This window comes from Neobacillus sp. GCM10027624 (genome assembly GCF_042675345.1).
Taxonomy (GTDB): domain Bacteria; phylum Bacillota; class Bacilli; order Bacillales; family Cytobacillaceae; genus Neobacillus; species Neobacillus cucumis_D.
In genome coordinates this window covers 333,565-347,741 of the sequence record NZ_JBHTHD010000003.1, presented here as the reverse complement: position 1 = coordinate 347,741, position 14,177 = coordinate 333,565, and the positions used below count along the sequence as shown (strand labels likewise).

General features: G+C 39.4%; 12 protein-coding genes. All 12 read right to left on the bottom strand.

Going from position 1 to position 14,177, the window contains the following annotated elements:
- Positions 1-25: 25 nt before the first annotated feature.
- Positions 26-946, bottom strand: coding sequence for a tRNA pseudouridine synthase B (gene truB, locus ACFQZ9_RS06675; protein WP_498942818.1), 921 nt, complete (start codon positions 944-946; stop codon positions 26-28).
- A gap of 53 nt (positions 947-999) precedes the next feature.
- Entirely contained in the window at positions 1,000-1,371 is a 372-nt protein-coding gene (rbfA, locus tag ACFQZ9_RS06670) for a 30S ribosome-binding factor RbfA (protein ID WP_026574890.1), read from the bottom strand.
- 17 nt (positions 1,372-1,388) lie between these two features.
- Entirely contained in the window at positions 1,389-1,670 is a 282-nt protein-coding gene (locus tag ACFQZ9_RS06665; protein ID WP_133332437.1) for a DUF503 domain-containing protein, read from the bottom strand.
- On the bottom strand, positions 1,667-3,940 hold the full coding sequence (infB, locus tag ACFQZ9_RS06660) for a translation initiation factor IF-2 (protein ID WP_498942817.1): 2,274 nt from the start codon (positions 3,938-3,940) through the stop codon (positions 1,667-1,669). The genes ACFQZ9_RS06665 and infB overlap by 4 nt, the downstream gene beginning before the upstream one ends.
- A gap of 19 nt (positions 3,941-3,959) precedes the next feature.
- Complete coding sequence (locus tag ACFQZ9_RS06655; protein WP_026574887.1) at positions 3,960-4,262, bottom strand: YlxQ family RNA-binding protein; 303 nt, start codon at positions 4,260-4,262, stop codon at positions 3,960-3,962.
- Positions 4,259-4,543 carry an RNase P modulator RnpM gene (gene rnpM / locus ACFQZ9_RS06650; protein WP_026574886.1) on the bottom strand — a complete coding sequence of 95 codons (285 nt, stop codon included), beginning with the start codon at positions 4,541-4,543 and terminating at the stop codon, positions 4,259-4,261. The genes ACFQZ9_RS06655 and rnpM overlap by 4 nt, the downstream gene beginning before the upstream one ends.
- Before the next feature lie 19 nt (positions 4,544-4,562).
- Positions 4,563-5,687 (bottom strand): transcription termination/antitermination protein NusA, encoded by a 1,125-nt coding sequence (gene nusA / locus ACFQZ9_RS06645; RefSeq protein WP_498942816.1) that lies wholly within the window; start codon positions 5,685-5,687, stop codon positions 4,563-4,565.
- Between the two features lie 38 nt (positions 5,688-5,725).
- The gene (gene rimP, locus ACFQZ9_RS06640; protein WP_498942815.1) at positions 5,726-6,196 is read right to left on the bottom strand and encodes a ribosome maturation factor RimP; all 471 of its coding nucleotides are present in this window, start codon (positions 6,194-6,196) and stop codon (positions 5,726-5,728) included.
- A 173-nt stretch (positions 6,197-6,369) separates the two neighbouring features.
- A complete protein-coding gene (locus tag ACFQZ9_RS06635) occupies positions 6,370-10,695 on the bottom strand; it encodes a PolC-type DNA polymerase III (protein ID WP_498942814.1) in 4,326 nt (1,441 codons plus the stop codon).
- A 156-nt stretch (positions 10,696-10,851) separates the two neighbouring features.
- Positions 10,852-12,111 carry a M50 family metallopeptidase gene (gene rseP / locus ACFQZ9_RS06630; RefSeq protein WP_498942813.1) on the bottom strand — a complete coding sequence of 420 codons (1,260 nt, stop codon included), beginning with the start codon at positions 12,109-12,111 and terminating at the stop codon, positions 10,852-10,854.
- An 89-nt stretch (positions 12,112-12,200) separates the two neighbouring features.
- Entirely contained in the window at positions 12,201-13,343 is a 1,143-nt protein-coding gene (dxr, locus tag ACFQZ9_RS06625; RefSeq protein WP_498942812.1) for a 1-deoxy-D-xylulose-5-phosphate reductoisomerase, read from the bottom strand.
- A gap of 29 nt (positions 13,344-13,372) precedes the next feature.
- The gene (locus ACFQZ9_RS06620) at positions 13,373-14,170 is read right to left on the bottom strand and encodes a phosphatidate cytidylyltransferase (RefSeq protein WP_198311216.1); all 798 of its coding nucleotides are present in this window, start codon (positions 14,168-14,170) and stop codon (positions 13,373-13,375) included.
- Between the last annotated feature and the right edge of the window lie 7 nt (positions 14,171-14,177).

The window sequence follows — 14,177 nt, the reverse complement described above, 5'->3', positions numbered from 1 at the left end:
TCACTCTTTCTATACCGTACCCTGATTAATCGTGATCATTTCTTAACACTTTAACTGGTTTCATAAGTCCGGGCTTGCCTGGATGCTCTGCATAGATAGCGAGTGCCTGTCCTTCCCCAGTTTCAGTGACTATAGGTCCGTTACTATTTTTTAGATGTTCTGGAATCGGTAAAATCGCACCATTCTTTACTTTCTCTGCTACTGTATCATTAATTACGTATTTCGGCAAATGGGAAAGTGCTGATTCCAGAGGCCTTAATACTTCTTTGATCATTCCAGTTTCCATTAAGTTTCCAATTTCATCAAAGGTTAAACAATCTTCTAACTTATAGGTTGCTGATTGAATTCTTGTTAACTTTGACATATGGGCTGGATAGCCAAGTTTTTCACCGATTGTTACAGCTAGGGTTCGGATATAGGTTCCTTTGCTGCAACTGACACGAAATCGAAAGGATATCATGTCACCCGAAAATTCTTCTCTGTCATCGAGCAGTTCAATAGATTTGATGAAAACCTTCCGGGTTGGCCGTTCTACTTCAATCCCTTTTCTCGCATATTCATAAAGGCGGACACCATTGACCTTTACCGCTGAAAACATTGGCGGAGTCTGTTCAATTTCACCAGACAGGGATTGTAGGACTTGAAGAATTTCCTCTCTTGGAATGGAACGGTTAACATGTTTCTCTTCAACTACTTCACCAGATGCATCCTCTGTTGTCGTTGAATACCCGATTGTGACTTCTCCCTCGTACGCTTTGCCGGCATCTGTTATGTACTCTGCCACCTTCGTTGCCTTTCCAATACAAATTGGAAGAACTCCGGTTACATCGGGATCAAGTGTACCTGTATGTCCAACTTTTTTTGTCTTTAATATCTTCCTTAATTTAAAGACACAATCATGTGACGTCATTCCGGCTGGTTTAAATAATGGTAAAATACCTTCCAACTAATTCACTCCTTATCAAAAAAATGGATAGACAAATGTCTATCCATCGATATCTACTCTTCATCATTTTTTTGAAGTGGTTTATCTTCATGGTGTAATTGATGAAGAAGGTTTTCAATTCGATTTCCGTAATCAATGGATTCATCGAATTCAAAGATGATTTCTGGTGTTTTGCGCAGTCGAATACGATGGCCGATTTCTGTACGAATAAATCCTTTCGCTTTTGCCAGACCCTTTAATGTATTCTCCTTTTGTTCATCATCGCCTAATACGGATATATATACCTTTGCTTGTTGGAGATCTCCAGTAACCTGGACATCTGTTACCGTCACAAAACCAATCCGTGGATCTTTAATTTTACGTCCGATGATGTCACTCAGTTCTTTCTTCATTTGTTCTCCCACACGATTTGCTCTGTGGCTCATCACATTCACCTCTTAATCTAAAGCCATTCAATCTCGGTGATCGCTCTCTCAATCTCTGGGAACGAATCAATCAATCGTAAGGCATTCTGCAGTTCCTGTTCCGTTGAAACCTTTGCCTGGGTAACCACAACAATGGCAATTTTTGTTCTTTGCCATACATCCTGGAAATCTACCTCTGAAACAGAAACATTAAATTTTTGCCTTAACCGAGTTAGGATTCGTTGCAGAACGGAACGTTTATCCTTTAATGAATGGGCATCGTAGATGATGCATTCACATACGGCCGAGCCGATGATCATTTCCGTTCTACTTCTTCCATTACATAGGCTTCAATGATATCTCCCTCTTTAACATCATTAAAGTTTTTAATGGTAATACCACATTCATACCCTTGTGCAACTTCTTTTGCATCATCTTTAAAGCGTTTCAAGGCATCAATTTGACCTTCAAAGATGACTACGCCGTTTCGAATTAAGCGAATGCCGCTGTCGCGAGTGATTTTACCATCCGTTACATATGAACCAGCAATCGTTCCCACTTTGGAAACCTTGAAGGTTTGGCGAACCTCAGCTTGACCAATAATCTTTTCTTCGAATTCTGGATCAAGCATTCCCTTCATGGCTGCTTCGATTTCTTCAATTACTTTATAAATAATACGGTGAAGGCGTACATCAACATCTTCTGCTTCAGCAGCACGCTTAGCATTTGCATCTGGACGAACATTGAAACCAATCACAATCGCGTTAGAAGCAGCAGCGAGCGTAATATCAGACTCGTTAATCGCTCCGGCACCGCTGTGAATGATTTTGATATTGACGCCTTCTACATCGATTTTCATGAGTGAGGCAGCAACAGCTTCAGCTGATCCCTGAACGTCGGCTTTGATAATGACATTCAAGTCCTTCATTTCACCCTGTTTTAATTGTTCAAATAAATTTTCTAAACTAACACGGGATTTTTCTCCACGATGTGCGGCAAGCGCCTGCTGTGCACGTGCTTCCCCAACCTGACGCGCTGTTTTTTCATCGTCAAAAACAACAAATCGATCTCCAGCTTGTGGAACATCGTTTAGCCCTGTAATTTCAACCGGTGTTGATGGACCAGCCTCTTTAACACGTCGTCCTTTATCATTTACCATGGCACGAACACGGCCAAAAGTGTTTCCTACAACAATCGGATCCCCGATCTTTAATGAGCCGTTTTGAATCAGTAAGGTTGCAACCGATCCGCGTCCTTTATCCAATTGAGCTTCGATGACAGTACCTAAAGCCTTACGATTTGGATTTGCTTTGTATTCTTCCACTTCGCTAACCAGGAGAATCATTTCTAATAAATTATCGATTCCATCACCTGTTTTTGCAGAAAGTGGTACAAAGATAGTATCCCCACCCCATGCTTCTGAAACCAATCCATGCTCTGTTAATTCTTGCATTACTCGATCGGCATTTGCTGCTTCCTTATCCATTTTATTAACAGCTACAATAATTGGAACCTCAGCAGCCTTTGCATGGTTAATAGCCTCAACAGTTTGCGGCATTACACCGTCATCTGCTGCAACAACAAGGATGGTAATATCGGTAATTTTTGCACCACGTGCACGCATCGTTGTAAAAGCGGCGTGTCCCGGTGTATCTAAGAAGGTAATTTTCTTACCGTTTTCTACTACTTGATAAGCACCGATATGCTGAGTGATTCCACCTGCTTCTCCCTCGGTTACTTTTGTATTCCGGATAGAGTCGAGTAAAGTTGTTTTCCCATGGTCAACGTGTCCCATGATGGTAACAACTGCCGGTCTTTCCATAAGTTCATCAGCTGAATCCTCTGTAAAATAGACTTCTAAGTCAGTTGTGTCTATTTTGATTTCTTCTTCAACCTCAACCCCATATTCACTTGCAATCAATTCAATGGCATCTTTATCTAATACTTGGTTGATTGTCGCCATTACGCCTAGTAAAAAGAGTTTCTTGATGATTTCAGAAGGCTCACGATATATTTTTTTAGCTAGCTCGCCAACAGTCAAAGATTCGCTAAAGGTAATTTTAGCCGGTAGCTCTTTTTCTTTCTTCTTTTGTGGCTGTACTTGTTGAACAGGTGTATGGTTCTTTTTACGATTGTTATTATTATTATTGCGATTTTGATGATTATTAAAAGGTTTTTTATTACCTTTTCCTGAATTGAAAACTTTGTTTTCCTTTGATTGGAATTCTTGGTTTTGCTTTTTACCTTCAACCGTTTTTGGAGGAGAGACAACTTTCACCTTACTAGGAGCAGCGTTTTTTGAGTCATCATCTTCAAAAGCCTTTGGACTTGTTTTACTCTGCACCTGTGGCTTCGCTCCCTGCTGTTGTGGTCTTTGATTTGAACGATTCTGCTGTTGTGGTTTTGTTTGTTTCTGTTGTGTATTGCTTGTGTTTTTATTAAAGGTTACGTCTAGTTTTACTATATCTGCATCTTCAATTGTTGCCATATGGTTAGAAACCTCTATATTCATTTCTTTTAATTTTGTAATTACATCTTTACTTGAAACATTATGTTTCTTTGCATATTCATAAACACGTATTTTACTCATTTTTTCACCCCCGCTAAAATTAATCGAGCAACGTTACCAGTTTTTTAGCAAATCCATCATCCAAAACAGCTACAACTACGCGGGCTTCTTTACCAATTGCATGGCCAAGAAGATGACGATTTTCCACTATTTTCAATGGAACTTCATACGATTTACACTTGTCTGAAATTTTTTTGGTTGTATTTCCAGATGCATCTGCTGATAATAAAATGAGCTTTGCGCCTCCGCTCTGAATCTGTTTGACGGTAAGCTCCTCACCCGATGTGATCTTACGTGCTCGATTGGCTAAGCCAAGCAATGACATCCATTGTTGCTGGTTCATTTGGATAGTCTGTTCTCCTTCTCTATCAGCTCTAGTAGTTCTTCATACAATGATTCTTCTATAGAAACCTGTAGGTGGTTAGATAAGATGTTTTTCTTCTTGGCTTGAAGGACAGCTTCCTTGTCCTTTGAAAGATATGCACCCCTGCCTGATTTTTTCCCGGTCAGGTCGATGGAGACATCTCCTTCCTGTGAACGAACGATGCGAACGAGTTCTTTTTTGGGCTTCATTTCACCAGTTGCCACACATTTACGCATTGGAACTTTTTTACGCGTGTTCACGATCATTCACCTCCACCAATTAATCTAATTCATCTTCGAATTCGAAATGATCGTCTTCGACTTGATCATCAAAAAGTCTGATTGTTTCTTCACGTGGATAAATCCCTAAATCACGTGCTTCGGTTTCTGATTTAATATCAATTTTCCATCCCGTTAACTTCGCTGCCAGTCTTGCGTTTTGACCGCGTTTACCAATTGCAAGGGAAAGTTGATAATCTGGGACAACTACTGTTGTTGCTTTATCCGCTTCATTTACCATTACATCCAAAACTTTAGAAGGACTTAAGGAATTTGCAACAAAGACAACAGGATCATCTGACCATTTCACAATATCAATTTTTTCACCTTTTAACTCATTCACAACTGCTTGAACACGTGTTCCTTTTGGTCCGACACAAGAACCCACCGGATCAACCTCAGAATTATCGGAATGAACGGAAATTTTGGAACGATCTCCTGCCTCGCGGGCAACGGATTTAATTTCAACCGTTCCATCGTAGATCTCAGGTACTTCGATTTCAAACAAGCGCTTGAGCAATCCCGGATGTGTACGAGATACAAAGATTTGCGGTCCTTTTGTTGTTTTTTCAACCTTTGTAATAAATACCTTGATACGATCATGTGGTTTATAGCGTTCATTTGGCATTTGTTCGTTGACTGGAAGCAATGCTTCAATTTTGCCAAGGCTTACATAGATAAACTTAGAATCCAGTCTTTGAACGATACCGGTCATGATATCTTCTTCACGGTCAATAAATTCAGAATAAATAATGCCTCTTTCAGCTTCTCTAACACGCTGTGTCACGACTTGCTTTGCTGTTTGAGCTGCAATTCTCCCAAAATCTTTAGGTGTTACTTCCATTTCAACTACATCTTCTACTTGGTAATTTGGATTAATTCTTCGTGCATCTTCAATTGAAATTTCAAGGCGCGGGTCAAATACTTGATCCACTACCTCTTTTCTAGCAAAAACCCTCATTGATCCTGATTGTAAATTCAAATCAATTCTCACATTTTGTGCCTGATTAAAATTACGGCGATAAGCTGAGATAAGTGCCGCTTCAATCGCTTCGATTAAAACATCTCTGGAAATTCCTTTTTCTCTTTCCAGTATGGTAAGAGCATCTAATAGTTCGCTGCTCATTTTCTTGTATCCCCCTAACCTTTATTTAAATTTCTCGATTATGAAAAAGTAACAGCCAGTCGTGCATTTGCAATCTTTTCATAAGGAATTTCAATGTTTTTTTTGCGAGTTTTTATTTTTACCTCTATGATGACGGTCTGCCCATCAAACGCTTGTAATAGACCCTCAAAGCTTTTTTCACCATCAATAGGTTCATATGTTTTTATGAATACATTTTTTCCAATTGCTTTTTCAAAGTCCTTACTTTTTTTCAAAGGACGTTCAGCACCGGGTGAAGATACTTCAAGGAAATAATTATGGGGAATCGGATCCAATTCATCGAGTTTTTCACTAAGACGTTCACTCACTACTCCGCAGTCTTCGATATCGACTCCGAGATCTTTATCAATATATATGCGGAGAAACCAGCTTTTTCCTTCTTTTACATACTCAATCTCGACTAACTCCAAACCAAGTTCTTCAAGGATTGGTTCTGCCAGCTTTTCTACTACTTCAGTTACTTTGCTCATGCTTAACCTCCTTTTACCGACTTTTTTCACCCATATTATATGTAGTTCACGGAAAGTTTTATCAATTTACCCTATTTACAAACAAGAAAGAGTGGGTTGCCCCACTCCTTGATTCGAGAGTATTTCTTAGTATTTCCATTAAAACTATACCATAGTCAAGTTATATATGCAAATTAGAAAAGCGACAGCTGATTTTGTTCTGGCAGGGATTCAAGACAGCCTTGTTTGTCCAAATATTCAAGAATGGTCTTGGATACTTTTCCGCGCTGCTGCAGGTCTTCTTTCGATAAAAATTCGCCTTCTTCCCTTGCTTTTACAATACTTAATGCAACGTTTGTTCCTAGACCAGGGATGGAATTAAACGGCGGAATTAATGAATCTCCCTCTATAATAAACTCTGAGGCGGAAGATTTGTATAAATCAATTTTCTTAAATGAAAATCCTCTTTCCGTCATTTCCAAAGCTAACTCAAGAACAGTCAAAAGGTTTTTCTCTTTATTTGACGCCTCAAGTCCCTTCGCATTGATTTCCTCAATTCTTGCCCGAATAGCTTCTGAACCGCGTGCCATTGCTTCCACATCGAAATCCTCAGCACGGACAGTGAAGTAGGCTGCGTAATAAAGAAGCGGCAGATGTACTTTAAAAAAGGCAATCCTTACGGCCATTAATACATATGCAGCAGCATGGGCTTTCGGGAACATATATTTGATTTTTTTGCAGGAATCAATGTACCATTCCGGCACTTCATTTTTGCGCATTTCTGCTTCCATTTCTTCACTTAGGCCTTTCCCTTTACGAACGGATTCCATAATTTTAAATGCAAAAGACGGATCAAGTCCTTGGTAAATTAAATAGACCATTATATCATCACGACAGCCGATAACTTCACTAAGTGTACAAATTCGATTATGAATTAGTTCTTGGGCATTTCCCAACCATACATCTGTTCCGTGGGATAGACCGGAAATTTGAACAAGTTCAGAAAAGGTTGTCGGTTTTGTATCTTCAAGCATTTGCCGAACGAATCTTGTTCCAAATTCCGGGATACCTAATGTTCCGGTTTTACACATGATTTGCTGTTCGGTTACCCCGAGTGATTCGGTTCCGCTAAAAATCTTCATCACTTCCGGATCATCAGTCGGAATCGTTTTTGGGTCAATTCCGCTAAGGTCTTGCAGCATCCTGATTACGGTTGGATCGTCGTGTCCGAGTATATCAAGCTTTAACACATTATCATGGATAGAGTGGAAATCAAAATGGGTCGTTTTCCATTCAGAATTTTTATCATCCGCTGGAAATTGTATCGGTGAAAAATCATACACATCCATATAATCAGGGATAACAATGATCCCCCCCGGGTGTTGTCCTGTTGTTCTTTTGACCCCTGTGCACCCGGAGGCTAATCTTTCTACCTCTGCTCCCCGAATTTGGAGATTATTATCCTGTTGATATGCTTTTACATAGCCAAATGCTGTCTTATCAGCAACCGTTCCGATTGTACCGGCACGATAAACATACTCTTCACCAAATAAAACCTTTGTATAGTTATGGGCACGTGGCTGATATTCCCCGGAGAAGTTCAAGTCAATATCCGGAACCTTATCCCCTTTAAATCCAAGGAAAGTTTCGAACGGGATATCATGTCCATCCTTGCGATATTTTCCACCGCATTGCGGACAATCCTTATCAGGTAAATCAAATCCAGAACCAACTGAACCATCATTAAAAAACTCAGAATGCTTACAGGATGGACAAATATAATGTGGTGGAAGTGGGTTTACCTCGGTAATCTCCGTCATAGTTGCAACTAATGAGGAACCGACCGATCCACGTGAACCAACAAGGTATCCATCATCAAGCGATTTTTTAACAAGTTTATGCGAAATCAAATAAATTACGGCAAACCCATGGCCAATGATACTTTTTAATTCTTTTTCCAAACGGGCTTCCACTATTTCCGGAAGCGAATCGCCATAAATTTTACGAGCCATGGCATAACTCATTTCTCTCATTTCGTCATCTGCGCCTTCAATTTTTGGCGTGTATAAATCATCTTTAATTGGTTTAATAACATCAATCATATCGGCAATTTTATTGGTATTCGTTACAACGATTTCCTTTGCCTTTTCCGCACCTAAAAATGAAAACTCATCAAGCATTTCATTCGTCGAGCGGAAGTGAACATCTGGCAGCTGATGACGGTTGAGCGGATTCGCGCCGCCTTGAGAGTTAATTAATATTTTTCGATAAATTTTATCGTTTTCGTTTAAATAATGAACATTTCCCGTTGCGACAACGGGGATACCCAACTTATCTCCAAGCTTAACAATGTTCCCAATAATTTCTTCAAGCGCCTTCTCATCTCGGATTAATTCCATTTCGATCATTGGCGCATACACAGGTTTTGGCATTACTTCAAGATAATCATAAAACTGAGCAAAGGCTTCTACCTCTTCAGGGGATTTTTGCATCATCCCTTCAAATACTTCCCCTTTATTACAGGCGGAACCAACAAGGATTCCTTCGCGATATTTTTGAAGAACGGAGCGAGGTATACGAGGCACCCTGTAATAGTACTCAATATGTGCAATAGAAACTAATTTAAATAAATTTTTTAATCCTACTTCAGTTTGTGCTAGTAGGGTGCAGTGATATGGACGTGCTCTTTGATAGGCATTTCCTTTCCCCATGTTGTCATTGAACTGATCATGGTATTCAATACCCTTTTCAAGTGAATCCTTAAGCATTTTTAGCAATAAATAGCCTGTTGCTTCCGCATCGTAAATAGCACGGTGGTGCTGGGTTAATTCAATATCAAACTTTTTCGCCAGCGTATTTAGGCGGTGATTTTTTAGTTCAGGATATAGAAAACGACCGAGTTCTAGCGTATCGATTACCGGATTTTTTGCTTTTTCCAGACCAATATTTTTGTAGCCGACATTTAGAAAGCCCATATCAAAGGATGCATTATGAGCGACAAGGACAGCATCTCCAACCCAGTCATGGAAATTGCGGATGACTTCCGCTACCTCTGGTGCATTTTCGACCATATCATCCGTAATACCGGTCAAATTAATCGTTGTTGCTGATAAACGATGATGTGGATTTGCAAATGACTCAAAGCGGTCAATAATTTCTCCATCATGTATTTTTACAGCAGCAAGCTCGATGATCGTATCATATACAGCTGAAAGCCCCGTGGTTTCTACGTCAAAAACTACGTAGGTATCTTCAGCCAAAAGCCGATGTGCGTCATTATAAGCAATCGGGACGCCGTCATCAATTAGATTGGCCTCAATTCCATATAAAATTTTAATGTCATTCTTTTTACCCGCACCAAATGCCTCCGGAAAAGATTGAGCAACTGCATGATCGGTAACCGCAATGGCTTTGTGGCCCCATTTTTTCGCCTGAGCAATAAGGGTGCTTACAGGTGTAACGGCATCCATTTGACTCATCGGAGTATGAAGATGGAGTTCTACACGCTTCTCATCTTCTGGAGCAGTGTCTTTCCGGCCTGCTGGTTTTATTTCATTTATATCATTTCCAATCATCACAAGATCACGGACGAATGTGTCATTCTGGATACTTCCTCTAACCTTTACCCACATTCCTTTTTTAACAAGTTGAAATAGGGCTGCATCCTCTTTATCTCTCGAGAACATTTTGACCATGATTGAACTTGTATAATCTGTAACTTTAAAGGTTAGCAGGGTACGTCCGCTTCTAAGTTCTCTCGTTTCAGCATCAAAAATGTACCCTTGAACAGTTACTCTTCTTTCCTCATCAACAATATCAATCATCGTGCGGTAATCTTGATCATCCTTAATTGTAAGACCAATTGTAAGCGGACCTTGCGGAATATCACCGTTCGATTGCTCTTTTTCCGCTTCCTTCCTCTGAAGCTCTACGAGTGCTTGAAGCCCGCGTTCCTGGTCTTCCTTTTGTTTAGCTTTTAAAAATTTTTCATATTCATCGTTCTTTTCTAGACTTTGGACATTCGTTTCAATTGTTAGAACTGGAAAGCCAAAGGATTGATAAATCTTGCTGATCACACCTCCATATTTTCGTGAAAGTGCAAGACCCTCTGTTTCATTTCGTACAGAAACCGATACTTTATTCCCGTTAATCGTCGGGATTTGTTCATTTAATAGCTTTAATAAAGGCGGAGCAATACCATCTATTTGCTGGATACAATGGTTCCAGTACTCTAATAATAGATCCGGTGAAAAAGTTTGCTCGGCTACATTTATCTCATACGAAATACGGGCAATATTTGAAAATGTTCTTTCCAATTGGGTAGTAAAGCGGATATATACATTGTAGGGAAGGATTTTTTCTAATAGAAATTGAAAATGCCACTTACGGGCTTTTTTTTCGACGATTAGTTTTTCAATTTGTGCATTTGGAAATTGTGCTACCACAGCATCTTCTTGCATTTGCAGCTGCTGGAGCAAGAGTAAGAATCGCTCTTTATTGCCTAAGGCATTTTCGCTCATCATTCTCTCTCCCATCTATCTTTAATCTCTAGTCTCGTTTATTCAAATAATAATTATATCATATCAACCAAGTTGATTCGTCTTTATTCGACAGGAAACTTCATCTAATTTCAGCCAAAAAAAGAAGGTACCCCTTTAAAGGTACCTAGAAAAATTTTATAAGAAAAATCTTTGGATATCATTCCAAGTTACAACTAGCATTAAAAGCATTAACAGGGCGAATCCAATAAAGTGAACCATCCCTTCTTTTTGACGGTCAATTGGTTTCCCTCTAAGTGCTTCGACTGCAAAAAACATTAATCTTCCACCGTCAAGTGCCGGTATTGGCAGTAAATTCATTATGCCTAAATTTATACTTAAGATTCCAGCCCATTTCATTAAGTAATAGATACCTGATTTCGCAACCGTATCGGTAGCTTGATAAATACCTACCGGACCAGAAAGCATATTAATTGAAAATTGACCAGTAACCAATTTTCCCAGCATCGTGATGATTTGCATTGTCCAGGTATACGTATCTTTAAACCCGGAAGAAATGGCTTGAATTGGTGATTTTTCAACAGGGCTATATACACCGATTAACCCCATTTTCTTTCCATCAACCGTTTTTTCAATTGGCGTTACTTGCACATCCATTTCTTTCCCATCTCGGGTAATTGTAAAATCTAATTTTTTATTCGGGCTATTTCGAATGATTTCTACCACATCAGCCCAACTGGTAACCTCGGCACCATTAATACTTTGGACCACATCCCCCTTGTGAAGCCCTGCAGCTTTTGCAGCCCCATCAGTAGTAATTTCACCTAATTTAGGATCATTAGTAGGAACCCCTTGCAAAAGGGCAATCACAATAAAAATGATAAAAGCGAGAACAAAATTCATCATTGGCCCTGCAAAAATAGCCATCGTTCTTTGCCATAATGTTTTTGCTCCAAATTGGCGATCAAGTGGAGCAATTTGAGATTCGATTCCATTTTCTACAATCATTGCTTTTGGATGAATCACAAAAGTCTTTAGTTGGTCATCCTCATCATCTGGATACCCCTTGATGATAAGGTCTTTTTCAATATCAGCAAATTCAACTTCAATAATCCGGCAATCAGGATACTTTTCTTTATTATTTAAAATAATTTTATTTACTGTTTCATCTTTATCAAACAATAAGCCAATACGGTATCCAGGCTTGATTTCAACCATTTCAGGATCCTCACCTGCCATACGAACAAATCCTCCAATAGGAAGCAAGCGAATGGTATAGGTTGTTTCTCCTTTTTTATGTGAAAAAACCTTTGGGCCGAAGCCAATTGCAAATTCACGGCAAAGAATACCTGCTCGTTTTGCAAAAATTAAGTGACCCAATTCATGAAAAAAGACAAGTGCGCCAAAGATTACAATAAAGGCTATAACTGTTGTCAATAGTAAAACCACCTTTTATCAGGATAAGGAAGTAACTTTTAACTTCTATAACTGTCTAGCTAAAGCGCCCTTGGCGCTCGGAGCTTTCCTTATAGAAGTGAACGTACATATTGTCTCGTTTCTTTGTCGACCTCTTGAATATCAGTTAAACTTGGGTGTGCCATCGTTTGATGAGCGTTTATTGCTTTTTCAATCAAATCTTCAATTTGCAAGAAACGAATTTTCCCTTCCAAAAACGCTGCAACAGCCACTTCATTTGCAGCGTTTAAAGCAGTTGGCATTGTTCCGCCCTCTTTTCCGGCATGATAGGCGAACCTTAGACAGCGGAAGCGATCTTGATCCATTTCCTGAAAATGCAGTTTGCCAATTTGCGCTAAATTCAGTCGTTTTGCTGACGGGAGTTGAGCACGTTCGGGATAGGTAAGAGCATATTGGATAGGCACCCTCATATCCGGCGTTCCCAACTGGGCGATAATGCTGCTATCATGAAATTCAACCATTGAATGAATAATACTCTCTTTGTGAAGCAAAACATCGATTTTCTCATATGGCATATCAAAAAGCCAGTGTGCCTCAATTACTTCTAAACCTTTATTCATCATTGTAGCCGAGTCGATGGTAATTTTTGCACCCATTGACCAGTTTGGATGATTTAGAGCATCTTTAACCGTAACATCTTCTAATTCCGCACGCGAGCGATCACGAAAACTTCCACCAGATGCCGTTAATATTAATCTTTCTATATTTTTATGCTTTTCTCCTTGTAGTGCTTGAAAAATAGCAGAGTGTTCGCTATCGACAGGAAGTAGACTAACATTATTTTTTCTCACAGCATCCATGACAAGATGTCCGGCTGTAACAAGTGTTTCCTTATTGGCAATTGCAATGACCTTCCCGGTTTCAATTGCCTGTAATGTCGGGTTTAGTCCAACACTCCCGAGCACCGCATTTACAAGAATGTCTGCTTTTTCATAGATAGCAACCTCAATTAATCCTTCGTGCCCAAATGTAAATTTTGTATTTGGAAACTCAGTATTTAAGGTTGCGCAGTCTTGATAATCCTGTACTGAAACAAGCTGGGGCTTGAACTCATGGATGAACTTTCTTGCCAAGTCAATATTCTTTCCAACAGACATTGCACCTAGCTGAAAGGTATCAGGATGCTCGCGAATAATATCTAGAGTCTGGGTGCCAATGGACCCTGTGGCACCCAGTAGGCTAATTATTTTCAACTATATTCAACTCCCAAAAAATAAACCACTTATAAATTGGACCAAAGGTGGAAGAAATGCAACAATGGCCAGACAAACAATAAGCTGTCAAATCGGTCAAGAATTCCACCATGTCCAGGTAAAATTTTTCCCGAATCCTTTACATTAAAATGACGTTTAAATGCCGATTCAACCAAATCACCGATTTGTCCAAAAATAGATAACACTACGGTAATCCCTAATATTTCAATTAATGATGCATTAAAATCGGAAAATAAAGCAAATAAAACACCGACAATAAGAGCACATACTACACCGCCAAGGGAACCTTCTATGGTTTTATTTGGACTTATTTCCGGCCATAATTTGTTCTTACCGGCAGCTTTTCCGATGAAATAAGCACCAGAATCGGTTGCCCACATGATAAACAAGGAATAAAAAATATAAACAAGGCCGGCATCACGGGCTTCCATGAAAAAATAAAACCCCATTCCAACATAAACGGCAGACAGAACGGAAAAAGCTCCATCTTCAAAAGTAAATCGGTTTTTCGTTATAACTGTATAGGCCAACAGCAACAACACAAAAGCAATGGCCAATTCTGTTTTTGTATAATAAAAAGTATTCATGACGTGGTCATATTGTTTTGGGAATAAAATCACCCAAAGAAACAATGTTGCCAAAAAGCCATGTACGGTAAAAATAGAAAGATTTTTCATTTTTAAAAGCTCGTACAAGCCAATAGTTGCCAAGAAATACGATAATAGGACGAATGGCAGTCCTCCATAAAACACAATCGGAACAAAAAGTGCGGCGGCCACGACTGCTGTTATGATTCTTTGCTTCATCTATTAG